At 71.2% G+C, this 16,819-nt stretch carries 19 protein-coding genes; 8 read left to right on the forward strand and 11 right to left on the reverse strand.

Features of this window, described 5'->3' with window-relative positions:
* The first annotated feature begins 66 nt into the window (after positions 1 to 66).
* From M3Q35_RS32645 to M3Q35_RS32655, 3 genes are all read left to right on the forward strand, one after another.
* Positions 67 to 573, forward strand: a complete 507-nt coding sequence (locus tag M3Q35_RS32645; RefSeq protein ID WP_273936380.1) for a hypothetical protein — start codon at positions 67 to 69, stop codon at positions 571 to 573.
* Positions 570 to 1,007, forward strand: a complete 438-nt coding sequence (locus tag M3Q35_RS32650) for a hypothetical protein (RefSeq protein WP_273936381.1) — start codon at positions 570 to 572, stop codon at positions 1,005 to 1,007. Before M3Q35_RS32645 ends, M3Q35_RS32650 begins: the two co-directional genes overlap by 4 nt.
* 79 nt (positions 1,008 to 1,086) lie before the next feature.
* Positions 1,087 to 1,524: a Hint domain-containing protein gene (locus M3Q35_RS32655; protein WP_273936382.1), complete on the forward strand. Its 438-nt coding sequence runs from the start codon at positions 1,087 to 1,089 to the stop codon at positions 1,522 to 1,524.
* Here M3Q35_RS32655 and M3Q35_RS32660 read toward each other — a convergent pair.
* Genes M3Q35_RS32660 through M3Q35_RS32680 form a run of 5 tightly spaced genes read right to left on the reverse strand, consistent with a single transcriptional unit; the run spans position 1,499 to position 5,651 of the window.
* The gene (locus tag M3Q35_RS32660; RefSeq protein WP_273944542.1) at positions 1,499 to 2,341 is read right to left on the reverse strand and encodes an MOSC domain-containing protein; all 843 of its coding nucleotides are present in this window, start codon (positions 2,339 to 2,341) and stop codon (positions 1,499 to 1,501) included. The two genes, M3Q35_RS32655 and M3Q35_RS32660, sit on opposite strands and share 26 nt — an antisense overlap.
* Before the next feature lie 8 nt (positions 2,342 to 2,349).
* Positions 2,350 to 3,783 (reverse strand): adenylosuccinate lyase, encoded by a 1,434-nt coding sequence (gene purB, locus M3Q35_RS32665; RefSeq protein WP_273936383.1) that lies wholly within the window; start codon positions 3,781 to 3,783, stop codon positions 2,350 to 2,352.
* Positions 3,784 to 3,794: 11 nt separating this feature from the next.
* Positions 3,795 to 4,400: a TetR/AcrR family transcriptional regulator gene (locus M3Q35_RS32670; RefSeq protein WP_420704781.1), complete on the reverse strand. Its 606-nt coding sequence runs from the start codon at positions 4,398 to 4,400 to the stop codon at positions 3,795 to 3,797.
* The gene (locus tag M3Q35_RS32675) at positions 4,397 to 5,107 is read right to left on the reverse strand and encodes a hypothetical protein (protein WP_273936384.1); all 711 of its coding nucleotides are present in this window, start codon (positions 5,105 to 5,107) and stop codon (positions 4,397 to 4,399) included. The genes M3Q35_RS32670 and M3Q35_RS32675 overlap by 4 nt, the downstream gene beginning before the upstream one ends.
* Before the next feature lie 25 nt (positions 5,108 to 5,132).
* Positions 5,133 to 5,651 (reverse strand): SigE family RNA polymerase sigma factor, encoded by a 519-nt coding sequence (locus tag M3Q35_RS32680; protein ID WP_273936385.1) that lies wholly within the window; start codon positions 5,649 to 5,651, stop codon positions 5,133 to 5,135.
* Positions 5,652 to 5,783: 132 nt separating this feature from the next.
* On the opposite strand from M3Q35_RS32680, the gene M3Q35_RS32685 reads away from it, so the two are divergent.
* Positions 5,784 to 6,803, forward strand: coding sequence for a threonine aldolase family protein (locus tag M3Q35_RS32685; protein ID WP_273936386.1), 1,020 nt, complete (start codon positions 5,784 to 5,786; stop codon positions 6,801 to 6,803).
* Positions 6,800 to 7,396: an HAD family hydrolase gene (locus tag M3Q35_RS32690; RefSeq protein WP_273936387.1), complete on the forward strand. Its 597-nt coding sequence runs from the start codon at positions 6,800 to 6,802 to the stop codon at positions 7,394 to 7,396. The genes M3Q35_RS32685 and M3Q35_RS32690 overlap by 4 nt, the downstream gene beginning before the upstream one ends.
* Here the strand turns inward: M3Q35_RS32690 and M3Q35_RS32695 are convergent.
* Positions 7,374 to 7,535, reverse strand: coding sequence for a hypothetical protein (locus M3Q35_RS32695; protein ID WP_273936388.1), 162 nt, complete (start codon positions 7,533 to 7,535; stop codon positions 7,374 to 7,376). The genes M3Q35_RS32690 and M3Q35_RS32695 overlap by 23 nt on opposite strands.
* Positions 7,536 to 7,644: 109 nt before the next feature.
* A complete protein-coding gene (locus M3Q35_RS32700; protein ID WP_273936389.1) occupies positions 7,645 to 8,787 on the reverse strand; it encodes a pyridoxal phosphate-dependent aminotransferase in 1,143 nt (380 codons plus the stop codon).
* A 131-nt stretch (positions 8,788 to 8,918) separates the two neighbouring features.
* Here M3Q35_RS32700 and M3Q35_RS32705 point away from each other — a divergent pair, with 131 nt between their 5' ends.
* Positions 8,919 to 10,331, forward strand: coding sequence for an MFS transporter (locus M3Q35_RS32705; protein WP_273936390.1), 1,413 nt, complete (start codon positions 8,919 to 8,921; stop codon positions 10,329 to 10,331).
* On the forward strand, positions 10,328 to 11,461 hold the full coding sequence (locus tag M3Q35_RS32710) for a low temperature requirement protein A (RefSeq protein WP_273936391.1): 1,134 nt from the start codon (positions 10,328 to 10,330) through the stop codon (positions 11,459 to 11,461). Before M3Q35_RS32705 ends, M3Q35_RS32710 begins: the two co-directional genes overlap by 4 nt.
* A 47-nt stretch (positions 11,462 to 11,508) precedes the next feature.
* On the opposite strand, the gene M3Q35_RS32715 is transcribed toward M3Q35_RS32710, so the two are convergent.
* Entirely contained in the window at positions 11,509 to 11,979 is a 471-nt protein-coding gene (locus tag M3Q35_RS32715) for a nuclear transport factor 2 family protein (protein WP_273936392.1), read from the reverse strand.
* Positions 11,980 to 12,857: 878 nt separating this feature from the next.
* Here M3Q35_RS32715 and M3Q35_RS32720 point away from each other — a divergent pair.
* Complete coding sequence (locus M3Q35_RS32720) at positions 12,858 to 15,104, forward strand: ATP-binding protein (protein ID WP_273936393.1); 2,247 nt, start codon at positions 12,858 to 12,860, stop codon at positions 15,102 to 15,104.
* Here the strand turns inward: M3Q35_RS32720 and M3Q35_RS32725 are convergent.
* Genes M3Q35_RS32725 through M3Q35_RS32735 form a run of 3 tightly spaced genes read right to left on the reverse strand, consistent with a single transcriptional unit; the run spans position 14,996 to position 16,790 of the window.
* Entirely contained in the window at positions 14,996 to 15,523 is a 528-nt protein-coding gene (locus M3Q35_RS32725; protein ID WP_273936394.1) for an LOG family protein, read from the reverse strand. The genes M3Q35_RS32720 and M3Q35_RS32725 overlap by 109 nt on opposite strands.
* 47 nt (positions 15,524 to 15,570) lie before the next feature.
* A complete protein-coding gene (locus M3Q35_RS32730; protein WP_273936395.1) occupies positions 15,571 to 16,080 on the reverse strand; it encodes a hypothetical protein in 510 nt (169 codons plus the stop codon).
* Positions 16,077 to 16,790 carry a helix-turn-helix domain-containing protein gene (locus tag M3Q35_RS32735; protein WP_273936396.1) on the reverse strand — a complete coding sequence of 238 codons (714 nt, stop codon included), beginning with the start codon at positions 16,788 to 16,790 and terminating at the stop codon, positions 16,077 to 16,079. Before M3Q35_RS32735 ends, M3Q35_RS32730 begins: the two co-directional genes overlap by 4 nt.
* Positions 16,791 to 16,819: the final 29 nt, after the last annotated feature.

A 16,819-nucleotide genomic window follows, 5' to 3' on the forward strand; every position in this document is an offset into this window, starting at 1 on the left:
GCTCGTTCGGGTGAACCCGACCCGATCGGCCTAACAGCGCTGGTGCGAATGCCGATTTTCCCGTACATGACCGTTTTCCCTGCCCCGGTCCCCTCCGCGCTCGCTCGCTGGTGGTGGCGGACGCCGGTGTGGTCGCGGCTGCTCGTGTCGTTGGGCGGCGGCGTCACGGCTTTCATGATCATCACCGGGCTGGTCGCCCCGACCGCGCCGGCCCGGCAACCCGGCACCCCGCAGCCCGTCGTCGCGGTCACCAGCACCGCCGCCACGACGACCACGGCGACCAGCAGCGAGACGCCGACCACCGTCACGACCAGCGAGTCCGTCACCACGGAACTGCCGATCACCATGACGACGAAGCAGGCACCCCCGCCGACCACGCACCAGCCGCCGCCGGTCACCCACGTGACGACCACGACGACCGTGACGCCGGCCCCGCCGCCGAGCGAGCCCGCTTACGTGACGGCCGGCGCACCCTGCTCGCCGGAAGGCGCGACCGGCGTCACCGCCTCCGGACAACCCATGGTGTGCAGCCGGGGGCTGCTCGACTCGAGGCTTCTCTGGAGGGCCGCATGACCATGCAACTGCCCCGCGTCGAGACGCCGCACGGCCTGCGCCCCAACGGAATCGTGCGCACCACCGGCTGGCTTCAGATCGGCCGGACGCCGATCAGCTCCGGCCTGTGGGCCGTGCTGGCCGGCTTCTTCCTCACCGTCCCGTTCGGGTCGTCCTGGCTGCCCTTCCTCGCCGCCGCACTGGCCTTCGCCGGCTGGAAGGTCTGGGTCCGCCGACTGCGGCCGGCGTCGCGGGTGGTGAACCTGGACGCCAAGCCGGCGACCGAGCTGTGGCCCGGCGAGTGGGTCCGGCTCTACGGCACGGCCGGGCCGGTCGGCGAGGTCGAGGAGCTGGAAGTGGACAACGCCGGCCGGCTGCGGGTCTGGCTGCACGGCGACCACCAGCTGCCGCTGCCGCCGGGCCTGTGGGTGCGGCCGGTGGAGCTGCGCGACTAGGTGCACGGTCACCCGGCTGTTCGAGTGAACCCGGTCAGCGCCACGAAACGGCGGCGAGACAGCGGCGTATTCACCCCGCATGACCGCGCGACTGCCCGACGGCCGGACGCCGCGCGGGTTGCGTCCCAACGGCATGGTGCGGACAACGGGATGGCTGCAGTTCGGGCGGGTGCCGGTGAGCTCGGGCGTGTGGCCGGCGCTGGCGATGGGCCTGCTGGCCCTGCCGTTCGGCGTGCCGTGGCTGCCGATCCCGGGCGCGGTAACCGGTTTCGGCCTGTGGGTGGTGTGGATCCGTTACGTGCAGCCAAGTTCACGCGTCGTCAACCTGGATTCCGCACCGGCGTCGGAGCTGCGGCCGGACGACTGGTTCCGACCGTACGGCGGCATCGGGCCGGCCGCGCAGGTGGCCGACACCCGGCCGGAACCCGACGACCTGGTGCGGATCACCTTGCGCGGCGGCCGCGAGCTGACGCTGTCGCCGGACTACCGGGTCAGGCGGGTTCGGCTGCGTAGCTAGCCACGTCCGACCACCGGCCGACCAGCACGTCGTCGCCGACCGTGACGGTGCCGGGCCGCAGCACGACAGCCTTCATGCCGAACGTGACCCCGCCGTCGGGGTCGCGCCGGTACTGGGCCAGCGAGCGGATCGGCTCCGGTCCGGCCTTGCGGCCGGTGTCCTGGTCGACCATGGGCACGGCGCAGCGCACGCAGACCATGGCATAGCCGAACTCGGCATCGCCGATGCTCATCCGGCGCACCTGGTCCTCGGTGTGCGGCTCGGGCCAGCCGCTGATCACGATGTTCGGCCGGAACCGGTCCATCGGCACCGGCTCGGCGCCGCGGGCCAGGATCCGCTCGTTGAGGCCGTCCAGCGAGGCCAGCGAGGTCACCAGCAGCGCGTGCGCGTCGGCGAAGCCGACCAGCCCCTCGGTCTCGCCGCGGGACGGCCGAGTGTGCTCCGGCGGCAGCCCGACCAGCCGGGACTGCTCACCGAGCACCTCGCTGAACCAGTCAGCGGCCACGTCGCCCTGGTCGACGCCCACGCCGTCCCACTTGTGCACGCGGACCGGCCGGCGCTGCCCATCGGGCACGACGTCGAGGACCAGGTCCTCGATGTCCGGCGCGGAGACCCGCAGCTGCCCGTCGACCACAGACGGGTGCACGACGGCCAGTTTCGGCTCGTTGCGCTGGCTGCGGAACACGCCGTCGGCATCGACGACCATCCACGACCGGTCGTGCCGCAGGCCGGTCGGCGTGACGACAGCGGTGCGCGCCGTGGTTCCGGCGCAGCCCTTGATCGGATAGCTGACCAGGGCCGAGACCTGAACATTCATTGCGACGCTCACAGGATCGGCTCCGGCACGTAGCCGGCCGAGTCCGGGAACCGCTCCAGCGACTTGGCGATGTCCGCGGCCACGGCGTCGACCTGCGCCCCGGCCACACCGGTGAACGACAGCCGGTCGGCCAGCAGCTCGTCGAGCTGGGCCCGGTCCAGCGGGATGCGCTGGTCGGCGGCCAGCCGGTCCAGCAGGTCGTTGCGCTCGAGGCCCTGCTCCCGCATGGCCAGCGCGACCGCGACGGCGTTCTCCTTGATCGCCTCGTGCGCGGTCTCCCGGCCGACACCGGCCCGTACGGAGGCCATCAGCACCTTGGTCGTGGCCAGGAACGGCAGGTAGCGGTCCAGCTCGCGGGCGACGACCGCCGGGTACGCACCGAACTCGTCCAGCACGGTCAGCATGGTCTCCAGCAGGCCGTCCAGTGCGAAGAACGCGTCCGGCAGCGCGACCCGGCGCACCACCGAGCAGGACACGTCACCCTCGTTCCACTGGTCACCGGCCAGCTCGCCGGTCATGGCCAGGTAGCCGCGCAGGATCACGGTCAGGCCGTTGACCCGCTCGCAGGACCGGGTGTTCATCTTGTGCGGCATCGCGCTCGAGCCGACCTGGCCCGGCTTGAAACCCTCGGTGACCAGCTCGTGCCCGGCCATCAGCCGGATCGTCTTGGCCAGGCTGGACGGCGCCGCGGCCAGCTGCACCAGCGCGGACAACACGTCGAAGTCCAGCGACCGCGGATACACCTGGCCGACGCTGGTGAGCACCCGGCGGAAGCCGAGGAACTCGGCCACCTTGTGCTCCAGCGAGGCCAGCTTGGCCGCGTCCCCGCCGAGCAGGTCCAGCATGTCCTGGGCGGTGCCGACCGGGCCCTTCACGCCGCGCAGCGGGTAGCGCTCCAGCAGGTCGTCCAGCCGCCCGAAGGCCACGTGCAGCTCGTCGGCCGCGGTGGCGAACCGCTTGCCCAGGGTGGTGGCCTGCGCGGCCACGTTGTGCGAGCGGCCGGCCATCACCAGGTCGGTGTGCTCGACCGCGAGCCGGGCCAGCCGGGCCAGCAGCGCCGCCACCTTGCCCTGGATGAACTCGAGCGACTGGCGGACCTGGAGCTGCTCGACGTTCTCGGTCAGGTCGCGGGAGGTCATGCCCTTGTGCACCTGCTCGTGGCCGGCCAGGGCGTTGAACTCCTCGATCCGGGCCTTCACGTCGTGCCGGGTCACCCGCTCGCGCTCGGCGATGGAGGCCAGGTCGACCTGGTCGAGCACCCGCTCGTAGTCGGCAACGGCGGTCGCCGGCACGTCGATGCCCAGCTCGGCCTGGGCCTTGAGCACGGCGAGCCACAGCCGGCGCTCCAGCACGACCTTGTGTTCCGGCGACCAGAGGCCGACCAGCTGGGCCGACGCGTAGCGGCCGGCGAGCACGTTGGGAATGAGCGGCTTGGTCGTCACGTACCGAGAGCTTAATGCGCCGCCAGGTCCGGCATGACCGAAAGCAGCATCCGCCGGGCCGCCTGGCGCGGATCGGGGTGTACCTCGATCAGGGCGTTGACCACGGCCCCGTCCACCACGGAGATCAACTGATCGATCCGCTCGTCGTCCATCCGGAACCCGCCGGCGGTGAGGATGTCCAGCAGCAGCTGGTGCAGCTCCTTGCCCAGCTGCCGCATCAGCGGCCGCAGGTAGGGCCGCCGGCTGGTGCCGACCAGCCGCTCGTAGCGCAGCATCACGGCCTGGCTGTCGGCGTCGCCGACCAGCAGGTCCAGCGCGAACTCGATCACGTCGACCGGCTCGCCGCCGTGCAGCCGGGCCAGCCGCTCCCGACCGGCCACCAGCTCGGCCCGGCCGGCGTGCTCTACGGCGGCCTCGATCAGCTCGTCCAGCGAGTCGAAGTAGTACGTGGTCGAGGCCAGCGGCAGGCCGGCCCGCTCGGCCACGGCCCGGTGCCGGATCGCGTCGAAGCCGCCCTCGGTGAGCAGGGCGGCGGCCGCGGCGACCAGTTCGTGGCGGCGTCGCTCCCCTTGGGGGTGCTGGCGGCGGTCATGCCCAGCGATGGTGCCAGTGGTCAGTAGCGGGCCGCGAGCCGGGCCGCGATGTCGCCGAGCTGGTTCACGTACGGACCGGCGGCCGAGCCGTTGATCGGCAGCGTGGCCAGCGTCAGCGCACCGCCGTTGTGGGTCGTCACGGTGACCGCGCTGCCCTTGGCCACCCGCACCGCCGGCTTGCCGCCGGTGCCCGGGTCATTCGGCACCGACGCCGGCACCAGGACCAGCTCCAGCTTGCCGGAATTGGCCCCGTCGGTGAGCTGGAAGGCCACTGCGGCCGCGCCGACCGGGCAGCTCACGTCGGCGGCCTGCGCCTCGCTGCCCGTGATGATCGGCAGTTCGGTGACCAGCGCGGCGGCCAGGCCCTGGTCGGGCTGGCCGCAGTTGGCGCTGCTGCCGGTGTCCGGGGTGTTGGGCTGGACCTTGGGGCCGCCGCCCTCGTTGGTGTTGAAGCCCGGGTTGAGCGACAGCGGGGAGGTCGCGTTGGGCGCGGCCGCGTCGCCGCCGGCAGACGTCATCGAGCCGTTGCTCTCGCTGAACGGCCTGACCAGCGTCAGTGCGCCGCCGATGAGCACCACGCCGATCGCCACGCCGGCACCGGCCTGCAAACGCTTGCGGGCGCGGGCCGTCGCCCGCTTCGAGGCCACCACGACGTCGTCGGTGTCGAAGGACGGCGGTGGCACGTCGCCGACCGCGTCCCGGAACTTCTCGGCTAGCTGCTTGTCATCCATCCGTTCTTCCACCTCCCCGTCACGGTCACGTCGCCGGCCGCAAGTCGTCCAGGACATCCCCCAGCTCCGTGCGCAGCGCCTCGAGGCCGCGCGCGGTCTGGGACTTCACGGTGCCCTCGGTGCACCGGAGCACCTTCGCCGCCGCGGCGACGTCCAGCCCCTCCAGGAACCGCAGCACCAGCACCGCCCGCTGGCGCGGCGGCACCTTGCGCAACCCGTCCAGCAGCACGTGCCGGGTGGCGACCGCGTCGCCGACCTCGGCCGTCGCCGTCGGGGTGTCGGGCAGCTGGTCGGTGAACCGCTCCCGGCGCCACGGGCGGCGCGACTCGTCGATGACCGCGCGGACCACCGTCCGGCGGACGTAGGCGTCGAGGGCCTCCCTGTCCCTGATCTTGTTCCACTTGCGGTGCAGCGCGACGAACGCGGTCTGGGCGAGATCGTCCGCGCGGTGCCAGTCGCCGCACATCAGGTACGCGGTACGGCGCACGGCATCGCGCCGGGCCGCGAAGTACTCCGCGAACTCCTGCTCGTCGCGCTGGTCCACGCGGGCTCTCTCTACTTCTCGTGTCGACGCCTACCGGACGGAAAGGCCGGCTCCTACGGTTGCATGCCCCACGTGACGTCCGCCATACGGGTGGGTGCAGGCCGGTCGCGGCCGGTGTGGTGTGATCCGACCGTGACCCAGCAGCCGCTGCTCGACTTCCGCTCGGACACCGTGACCAAGCCGGACGAGGCGATGCGCGCCGCGATGGCCTCCGCCGAGGTGGCCGATGACGTGCTCGAACACGACCCCACGATGCGTGCGCTCGAGGAGCGGGTGGCCGGCCTGCTCGGCACCGAGGCCGCGCTGTGGGTGCCCAGCGGCAGCATGGGCAACCTGATCGCGCTGTTCCTGCACCTGCGCCGGGGCGACCGCTTCCTGGCCGCGCACTCCTCGCACGTGCTGGACAACGAGCTCGGCACCGCGGCCTGGATCGCCGGCGGCATGCCGTACGCGATGGACTGGGACGCCGGCCCCGGCCGGATGTCGGCCGCGGCCATCCACGACGTCGCCGGCAGCGAGGCGCCGTACCACGGCCTCAGGACCACGTTGCTGTCGTTGGAGAACAGCCACAACGGCGCCGGCGGCACCGTGATGCCGTTGGGGGAGCACATGCAGCTCGTCGCGGCGGCGCGGGAATGCCGGCTGCGGGTGCATCTGGACGGCGCCCGGCTGTGGAACGCCTCGGTCGCACTCGGTGTCGCCCCGGCCGAGCTGGCCGTCGGCGTCGACACCGTGCAGGTCTGCCTGAGCAAGGGTTTGGGCGCGCCGGTCGGTTCGGTCGTCGCCGGCACCGAGGAGTTCGTCGCCGAGGCGCGACGGGTGCGCAAGATGCTGGGCGGCGGCGTGCGGCAGGGCGGCATCCTGGCCGCGGCGGGGCTGGTCGCGCTGGACCGTATCGACGACCTGGCCGACGACCACGCCAACGCCAAGCTGCTGGCCGAGGGCCTGACCGAGCTCGGCTGGAGCGTGCGGACGCCGGAGACCAACATCGTGCTGGCCGCGGTGCCCGACCTGCGCAACGCCATCAAGATGTTGGGGCGCCTGGGTATTCAGACCGGACCGATGTCGGGCCAGGTCCGCTTCGTCACCCACCGGGACGTCAGCACGGCCGACGTGAAGGACGCCCTGCACCGTGTCGGGAGCGCCAGTTGAGCTGGCTCGTCTTCGACTACGGCGGCGTGATCAGCCTGCACACCAAGGCAATTCCGGCGATGGCCGCCCGCGTCGGCGTCTCGGCGGAGGCTTTCGAACCGGGCTACTGGTCCGAGCGCGACGCCTACGACCGCGGCCTGCCGGACCTCGACTACTGGCAGGCCGTCTGCTCGCACGTGGGCGTCTCCGTGGACGCTGCGCTGTCCGAAGACCTGACGCGGCTGGACATCGAGGGCTGGCTGCCCACCGACGACCGCACCGTGAAGCTGCTCGGCCGGCTGGCCGGCGCCGGCGCCCGGCTGGCGCTGCTGTCCAACGCCCCCAGTTCGTTCGGCCGGGTCGCCGAGCGCCAGCCGTGGGCCGAGCACTTCACGCACCTGGTGTTCTCCGGCGACCTTGGTCTGGCCAAGCCCGACGTCGAGATCTACGCCGCCCTGGTCGGCAAACTGGGGGCCAGGGCGGCGGACTGCCTCTTCGTCGACGACCGTCAGGCCAATGTGGACGGTGCCGTCGCCGCCGGCTGGACCGCCCACCTGTGGACGTCGGCCGACGAGCTGGCCGACACCCTGGTCAGGTTCGCGACTTGTTCTTGATCGCGCCGTAGACCGCGGTGGCGACGAACAGGATCCCCCCGACGATCGCGAGCCAGAACAGGCCCTTGAGCAGCGCGCCGAGCACCGCGATCACGAGCCACGCGATCAGCAGGACACCGATGATTGCGACGAACACCATGACGGACTCCTTCATCAGCTTGCCTTGACCCAAGCCTGCCATCCGCCTGCTGAGAACGGCGGGGTTTCGGCGTCAGATCAGGGACAGATCAGGGTCGCCCTGAGTGGTCCTACGGGAGCCAGTCCCCGAGGCGGGCCAGGGCCCGCTGCATGTCCAGCATGGCGCCGGCGAAGGACAGCCGCACGAAGCGGTCGCCGTGCACCGGGTCGAAGTCGATGCCGGGCACGATGGCCAGCCCGGTCTCGGCCAGCAGACGCTTGCACCAGGCCATCGTGTCGTCGGTCAGGTGCGAGATGTCGGCGTAGACGTAGAACGCGCCGTCGGCCGGGGCCAGCTTGTCGATGCCCAGCTCGGCCAGGCCGCCGATCAGCAGGTCCCGGTTGGCCCGGTAGCGCCGCACGTGCGCGTCCACCTCGGCGTACGACTCGGGGGAGAAGGCCTCTACCGCGGCGTACTGGCTGGGCGCGGGCGGGCACAGCGTGAAGTTGCCGGTGAGCCGATCGACCGGCCGGGTCAGTTCCTGCGGGGCCAGCATCCAGCCCAGCCGCCAGCCGGTCATCGAGAAGTACTTGGAGAAGCTGTTCACCACGATCGCCTCGCGGGAGGTCCGCCAGGCGCAGTCCAGCGGCTCGCCGTAGCTGATGCCGTGGTAGATCTCGTCGCTGACCAGGCGGACGCCGTTCTCCTCGCACCAGGTGGCGATCTCCTTCAGGCGATCGGCCTCGAGGACCGTGCCGGTCGGGTTGGCCGGGCTGGCGATCACCACGCCGTCGATGTCGAGGCCTTGCAGCATCTCGACGCTCGGCTTGAAGTCGACCTCAGGGCCGCAGGGCAGGTCGACGACCTCGCAGCCGAGGGCGGCCAGGATGTTGCGGTAGGCCGGATAGCCCGGCCGGGGCAGCGCCACCCGGTCGCCGGCGTCGAACGCGGCCAGGAACGCCGACAGGAAGGCGCCCGAGGAGCCGGTGGTCACGATCACCGAGTCCGGCGACACGTCCAGGTCGTAGCGGGTCTTGTAGTGGCCGGCGATGGCCTCCCGCAGCTCCGGGATGCCCAGCTGCTCGGTGTAGCCGAACGGCTGCGTCTCCAGGGCGCGGTGCGCCGCCGCCAGCACCGGGGCCGGCGCCGGCGTGGACGGCTGGCCGGCGGCCAGCGACAAGACGTCACCGTGCGTCCGCTGGCGCTCGGCGGCGGCGGACACCACATCCATCACGTGAAACGGCGGCACATCCGCACGCTTGGCGACGACCATGGCAAGAGGCTATCCCGCGCCGACTTCCACAAGTGTGGTCGCCGGATCGCGGAAGTGTTGTCCTGACCGGTTCCGTTTGACATGGTGCGCGCTCCAGCCGCGAGGATGGGGCGGGTCGAGAGGGGCTCGCCATGACATCGCCCGACCGCGCCGTGCGCCGCGGCAGGTTCGATCCCAGCCCCGAGCAGATCGGCTTCGGTCCCCGGTTCGTCACCGCGGTGTCGCTCGGCTCGGTGCTCAACCCGATCAACTCCTCGATCATCGCCATCGCGCTGGTGTCCATCGGTCAGGCCTTCGGTGTCGGCACGGACACCACCGCCTGGCTGGTGTCGGGGCTGTACCTGGCGACCGCGATCGGCCAGCCGACCATGGGCAAGCTGGCCGACCGGCTCGGCCCGCGGCGGATCTACCTGGTCGGCCTGGCGCTGGTCGCGATCGGCGGCGTGCTCGGCTTCCTCGGCAACTCGATCTGGCTGCTGGTCGTCGCGCGGGTGGTCATCGGCGTCGGCACCTCGGCGGCCTATCCGGCGGCGATGGCCATGGTGCGCCGCCAGTCCGCGCGGCTGGACCGGCCGACGCCGGGTGGCGTGCTCGGCGCGCTGGCCATCGCCGGCCAGGCCAGCATGGCGATCGGCCCGCCGCTGGGCGGGCTGCTGATCGCGGTCGGCGGCTGGCCGTGGACCTTCCTGGTCAATCTGCCGCTCGCGCTGGTCGGCCTGGTGTTCGCGCTGCTCTGGCTGCCCCGCGACGAGCCGGGTTTCGACCACGGGCAGGGCGCGGCGTGGCACGCGCTCGACCCGCCCGGGCTCGCGCTGTTCACGGCGGCGATGAGCACCCTGCTGATCTTCCTGATGAGGCCGGCCGTTGCCGATCTGTACCTGCTGGGCATCGCGGTCGTGCTACTGGTCGTGTTGGTGTGGTGGGAACTGCGGGCCCGGCTGCCGTTCATCGACGTGCGGATGCTGGCCCGCAACCGCCCGCTGAGCGTCACCTACCTCCGCTACGCGGTCACCCTGCTCGTCACCTACGGGTTCATCTACGGCTGGACGCAGTGGCTGGAGCAGGCGGCAGGCCAGACCGCAGCGGTCACCGGCGGCGTGCTGACCGCGATGTTCGTGGTGGCCGTGCCGCTGTCGGCGCTCGGCTCCCGGGGCCGACAGGTGTTGCGGCCGTTGGTGATCGGCACCGTCGCCCTGGTCGTGGGCAGCTGCTGGCTGCTGCTGTTCGACGCGCACACGCCGATCTGGGCGTTCGTCGGGGTCAGCGCCGTGTTCGGGGTGTCCAACGGGCTCAACATCGTCGGCAACCAGGCCGCGATGTACGGCCAGGCGCCGGCCGACCAGATCGGCACCGCCGCCGGCCTGCTGCGCACCGCCCAGTATCTCGGCGCGATCCTGTCCACCAGCCTGATCAGCATCAGCTACGGTCAGCGGGCCACGGACGCCGGACTGCACACGCTGGCCGCGGTGCTGGCGGCCGCGTCGGCGCTGCTGCTGGTGGCGACCGTGTTCGACCGCGGCCTGCGACGCGACGGGACGGCATGACTTCGGAGCAAGCGGAGAAACGGGTCACCTGGGCGGAGCTGTTCTTCGACCTGGTGTTCGCCTTTGCCCTGACCGAGGTGTCGGCGCTGCTGCTGCACGACCACTCGCCGGCCGGCATCGGCCGCGCACTGGTCGTCTTCGTGCCGATCTACTGGGCGTGGGTGGGCACCTCGGTGCACGCCAACACGCACGACGTGGACAACCTGGCCGGCCGGCTCGGCATCTTCGCCGTCGGCCTGTGCAGCATGTTCATGGCGCTGGCGGTGCCCGGCGCCTACGGCGAGCGTGGCGCGTACTTCGGCGCCGCCTACTTCGCGCTCCGGATCATCCTGGCCGGCCTGGTGTTCTGGGGCGACCGGACGGTGATCACGCCGTACAGCGTGGCGCTGTACGTGACCGGCCCGCTGATGCTGGTCGGCGGGCTGCTCGACGGCCCGGCCCGGCTGGCGGTGTGGTCGGTCGCCGCCGCGGTGGACCTGGCCACGCCGCTGCTCACCCGCAGGCGGCTGACCGGCGTCCGATTCCACGCCGAGCACCTGCCCGAGCGGTTCGGACTGTTCCTCATCATCGCGCTGGGCGAGTCGATCGTGGCGGTCGGCGTGCCGGCCGCGGCGCAGCCGGACCTGAGCCCGGTCTCGATGGTCGCGGTCGCGGTGGCCTTCGTGCTGGCCTGCTCGCTGTGGTGGGTGTACTTCGTGTTCGCCGCCGACACCATGCGCCACCGGCTGGCGACCACGACCGTGCAGACCGACGTCATCCGGCAGATGCTGTCCTACGGCCACCTGGCGCTGATCGCCTCGATCCTGGCGGTGGCGGTCGGCCTCGAGGAAGTGGTCTCGCACCCGGGCCATGAGCTGTCCACCGGTGCGGCGGCACTGCTGTTCGGCGGTTGCGCGCTGTACCTGGCGACCTTCGGCCTGATCCAGTTCCACATGTCGCCGGGCCGGTCGATGACCCGATCGGCGGCGGCGGTGGTCGTGCTGGCCCTGCTGCCGGTGGCGTGGTCGGCGCCCGCCGTGCTGGCCCCGTGCTTGCTCGTCGTGGTGCTGGTGCCGCTCAACGCGGTGGAACACCTGGTCGACCGGCGGGCGCGGGCGGCTCGGAGTGAGCAGCCGGCGGCCGGCCAGTAGGTGCCCGCGACGCCCCATCTCGACAGTCGCGGGCACCGGGACGTGACTCAGACGGCGACGTGGTGGCCGTCGCCGGTGACCGGGGACAGGAAAAGGTTCCAGTTGGTCATCCCCTCGCCGAAAATGGCCGCGTAGCCCTCGACGACCCGGCCGTTCTCCCACTTGAGCACATCGACGCCCTCGAATCGCATCTGGTCATAGGGCGAGGTGCTGTCCGGCGCGGCGCCTACCCTGGTCGCGTGACAGCGATTCATATCGATCGAGTAACCGTCCTCGTTGACCAGTACGGAAAACATCTCCATCCTGATCGATCCACCAGACAGCTCGACCAGCTTGTTGTGGAACGACATGAACTCGTCGAGACCCTCCCGCCAGCCGGCGTAGGGGTGATTACCGGGAACGAGGAACCGAACGCCAGGATCCCAGTATTTGGCAATCTCGTCCCGATCGCGCGACCGCATGGCGGCCTGGGCCGCCTTCACCAACTCAGGCGTGAGCTGAAAGGTGGTCTGCGTCATGACACGTTTCCCCTATTCTGACGAACGGAGCGGTCGACAACACGATCACCGAGCCGCGGTTCGAGGGTCAACGGAATACGAGGGAGGGCGGCACGGTGCAGCGAGTGCCCCACCATTCCCCGTCAAGTCGGGAACAACACCTACGGCCTTATACCGACGCCACCCGAAGGTGTCAATCCGCCACCGTGGGCTACCCGTTCACAGGCCGGACCGGCCGTTCCTGGTCACCTGATGCGGCGCGACGATCGCCGCGACCGGAACGGGCACATCACATCGTTCCCCGAAGCAAATACCTCTCGACCGGGTAAGACAACGGGCGGCCCGTGATGATTGCCCGAACACAAAACCAGAGGCCTGACGCTTGACTCATCCGATGAGCGACTCCTATCCTGGCCAGGTCTCACCACTGCGAATAATTCAGGCACGGTACGTATCCGACCACTGGGCGGTGAACACCATGGCCACAATGACATTCGTCGTTGGATGCGGCCTTGTGGCGCCGAAACCGACGCCACCCATCGCACCGCAGGCGGATCCGACCGCCATTCAGCCGGGACTCGAGCACGGTCGATCGGCGAAACCGATCCTCGTGCTCTACGAGGCCGATCGACCCGCCCGCAGGGGACTCTGACCGCCGGCCGACTTTCTCCGCGCCAATACCAACGGTCCACAGTAGACCGGAATTGACGCGCGCGCCGGCCGTGACCACGGGGACCGACCGATAGAGAAATCCTTTTCTTCTCGATTCTCCCGCGGCCGCCGCCGCGGGATCCTGCGGAGGAGACTTCATGCCTCGCTGCGCCTGTGGTTCCAGTTGTGCCACCCATTCACCCGCGCTTCCCGTCCGATTGGACCGCTTTGTCGGGCGGGATTCGGAGGTGGCCGAGCTCAGGCGGCTGCTCGGCCGGTCGCGGCTGGTGACGCTGCTCGGCGCGGGCGGTGTCGGCAAGACCCGGCTGGCGGTCGAGCTGGCGCGCCGGCGCGAGGACGCGGTGTACGTCGATCTCGGCTCGGCGACCGATCCGGCGCGGCTGCCGCTGGTGCTCGCCGACGCGCTCTCGATCCGGCTGCCGTCGGCCGACTGCCCGCTCGACACGATCGCCGAGGAGCTGCTGGACCGGCGGGTGCTCATGCTGCTGGACGGCTGCGAACAGCTGGCCCAGCGCTGCGCCGAGATCGTGGACGAGCTGCTGCGGCGGTGCCGCGGCCTGCGGGTGCTGGCCACCAGCCAGGAGTCGCTGCGGGTGCCCGGCGAGATCACCATGGCCGTGTCGCCGTTGCCGGTGCCGGACAGCCACGCCGGCATGCTGCGGTCGGACGCGGTGCGCCTGTTCGTGGAACGGGCGCGTGAGCACGTCCCCGATTTCGAGCCGACCCCGGCCGTCGCCGACATCTGCACCCAGCTGGACGGGGTGCCGCTGGCGATCGAGTTCGCGGCCCGCTGGGTCCGCCTGCTGCCCGCCGATGAACTGCTGGCCCGGCTGGACGACCAGCTCGACCTGCTCACCGCCGGCCCGAGGACGGCGACCGGCCGACACCGCAGCCTGCGGGCCGCGATCACCTGGAGCGTGGGTCTGCTGACCGAGGTCGAACGGCGCGTGCTGCGCCGGCTCGCGGTGTTCGCCGGCGGGTTCGAGGTGGCGGCGGCCACCGCGGTCTGCGCCGACGTGCCGTCGGGTGCGGTGTTGGTGACGCTGGCCAGCCTGGAGGCGAAGTCCCTTGTGGTGCCGGTGAAAGCCCGACTCAGGCTGCTCGAGTCGATCCGCCTTTTCGGCCTCGAGGAGCTGACCGCGGCCGGCGAGCTGGAGGTCACAAGGGACCGGCTCGCGGACTGGCTCTGCGCCCTGGTCGACTCGTTGCCGGAACGGGTCTTCGCCTGCGCGGAGACGGTGCGAAGACTCGAGGACGAGCGGGCGAACCTGGCGCAGGCGATGCGCTGGGTCACCGGCGACCGGTGGGCGCAGCTGGCCACGACGGCGGCCCGGCACCTGTGGGAACGCGGCGAAACCGCGCAGGCGTGCGCGATGGCGGCGCACATCCTGGCCGACGACGATCTCGTGCCGGCCCACCGCAGCGTCGCGTTCCAGCAGGCGGCCTGGTTCGCCTGCTGGGAGGGACGGCACGAGCAGGCGCTGCGGCTGGCCGAGGTCGCCGTCGAACTGGAGCGCTCGCTGGACCGGCCGCTGGTGCTCGGTGAGGCGCTGGGCATTCTCGGCCTGGCCCGGCTCACCCGCGCGGAGTTCGCCGCCGCCGCCGCGTGCTACGAGGAGTGCCTGGTCATCGTGCAGCCGCTCGGCCAGCCGCGGCACATCGCCCGCTGGCTGCACGACCTGGCCTGGGCGACGTTGCGCGCCGGCGATCCGCAGCGGGCGGCCACGCTGCTGGCCGAGGCGCTGAAGGTGATCCGGATCCATGCGATTTCCGCGCTGCTCGCCGGCGCGTTGCACACCGCCGGCGCGCTCGACCTGGAACTGGACCGCACCGACCCGGCCGAGCACCGGTTCCGGGAGGCACTGCGCAGCGGCCGCATCACCCCGTACCTCACGCCGCGGGCGTTGGAGGGACTGGCAATCGTGGCGACCCGACGCGGCCAGCACGAACGGGCGTTGCGTCTGTTCGGGTCGGCCGCGGCGACCCGTCGCAACTTCGCCGAGCCCGACGGGAAGTGGCGGGAGGCTGTCCAGGAGGCCACCGAGCAGGCTCGGGCGCGGCTGCGGCGGCCGTTCGCCGAGTCGGCGCTGGCCGCCGGGCATCGCATGCGGCCAAAGGAGTTCATCCTCTACGCGTTGCACGACACCCCGCCGGCCGGCGCCGGCGGCGGGGTCGCCGAGCACAACCTGACCGACCGCGAATGGGAAGTGGCACGGCTGGTCTCCGGTGGCATGACGAATCGTCAGATCGCCTGTCGGCTCGCGGTGTCCGGCCGCACCGTCGACGCGCACCTCCAGCACGTCCGCGACAAACTCGGTCTGCGGTCACGGACCCAGGTCGCGGTGTGGGCGGCCGAGCACGTCCGTCAGGAGGCGACCAGCGCATCGACGAGTTCGCCGGCGTCGGTGGCCAGGATGAGATTGTCCAGGGATCCCGGCCCCATGAAGCCGTCCGCGATGGCGCGATCGACGTAGCCGAGCAGACCGTCGTAGAAGCCGAGCACGTTGAGCAGCGCGCAGGGCTTGCTGTGCAGGCCTTGTCGCAGCCAGGTCCAGGCCTCGAAGAACTCCTCGAGCGTGCCGATCCCGCCGGGCAGGGCGACGAAGGCGTCCGAGAGGTCGGCCATCATGGCCTTGCGCTCGTGCATGCCGTCGACGATGTGCAGCTGTGACAGGCCGTCGTGTCGGATGTCGTACTCCTGGAGGTATCGGGGCATCACGCCGATCACCTCGCCGAGCGCGCCGTCGGCGACCTCACCCATCAGCCCCACCCGCGCGCCGCCGTAGACCAGCCCGATTCCCTTGGCGGCCAACGCACGCCCCAGTTCCCGGGCGGCGTCACGGTAGGGCGCGGCCGGACCGGGTCGCACGCCGCAGAACACACAGACTCGCATGATCGAAGTCAAGCAGGGCCGAGGCGGCCGTGGCGAGACCGGGATTCTCAGCCGTGCCGGTGCGGACCGGCCAGCCCCTCGGCCACGCGCAGCGCGTGCGCCGACAGCTCGGGAACGTCGCTGGTCCGCGGCTCGGTGAGCCTGGCCATCAGCTGGTCGGCGAACTCCTCGGCGGCCCGCTCCTTGTCCTCGCTGTGACAGCTCCGCCCGGCGAGGATGGCCATCACGCCGCTCGGCAGGTGCGGCACGACCTGCCGCAGCCCGCGGCCGGTGTCCGACGCCACCGGCACGTGCCCGAGCGCGACGTGCGCCAACTCGTGCAACAGGATGCCGAGCCGGTGGTACCAGGACGAGGATTTCGCGCAGTAGACGACATAGCTGCCGTCCCGGTACCGCACGGTGGCACCGCTCAGGCCCGCGTCCCGCATGGAGACGAAGCGCAGCTCCACCGTGGCCTTGAGCAGTTCGCTCATGACCGCGCCCACCTGCCGGCAGGCGTCCCGGTAGGTCGCCTTGTCCGGCAGCGTGAACCGCTCGAACACCTCGGCCTCGTTCATGACTCACCGTCCGGAGCCGGGTAGACCCAGTTCGTCTCGCCGGACTCGACGGCCTGGGTGAAGGCACTGACGGCCTGGCGTCGCATCTCCGGGCTCCAGTGCGGCGCCCGCTCGGCCACCCTGGTGACCAGCTCGACCACGCCGGCCTCCCGGAGCGCGATGAAGTCGTCGAGCTCGGCGTCGAAGGTCGCGGCCACCCGGTCGTCAAGGAAGTACGTCGCCTGCGGGCCGTTGTCGTCGGCCAGGCCGAAGTGGTCGGCCAGGCCGAGCAGGTGCTTGAGCCGCGGGTTGGGCAGCGTGTCCGGCGCCGGGTTGAGCAGTTCTCGCAGATAGCTGGACGAGATCGAGCCGTACGTGCCGCGCTCGCTGACCGCCCGAGCCACTTCTTCCGGCGTGAACGGTCCTCGGCTGACCGGGTACACCTTGTCGAACAGGCGGCGCAGGCGGGCCGGGAACGACCGGCGCGGCCACTCCTGCCCCAGCCGCTCGGTGCGGCCACCGACGAACGCGGCCGGGCACACGTCCAGCGCGGCCGCGAGGTACTCGATCGTCTGGAGCGTGGGGTTGTCCCGAAGTCCCTTGCGCAGATGGGAGATGTAGCTGTTGGTCATGTCGCCGCCGAGCGCCGCGACGGCCTTCGCGAGGTCGGTGTTGGCGATCTTGCGTCGGCCGCAGAGGTCGTCGAGCGTCGCGGCGAAGGACCGCGTCATGGCCACCTCCGTGAGGCTTTACTGCCGTA

It is taken from the genome of Kutzneria chonburiensis (genome assembly GCF_028622115.1).
Classification (GTDB): domain Bacteria; phylum Actinomycetota; class Actinomycetes; order Mycobacteriales; family Pseudonocardiaceae; genus Kutzneria; species Kutzneria chonburiensis.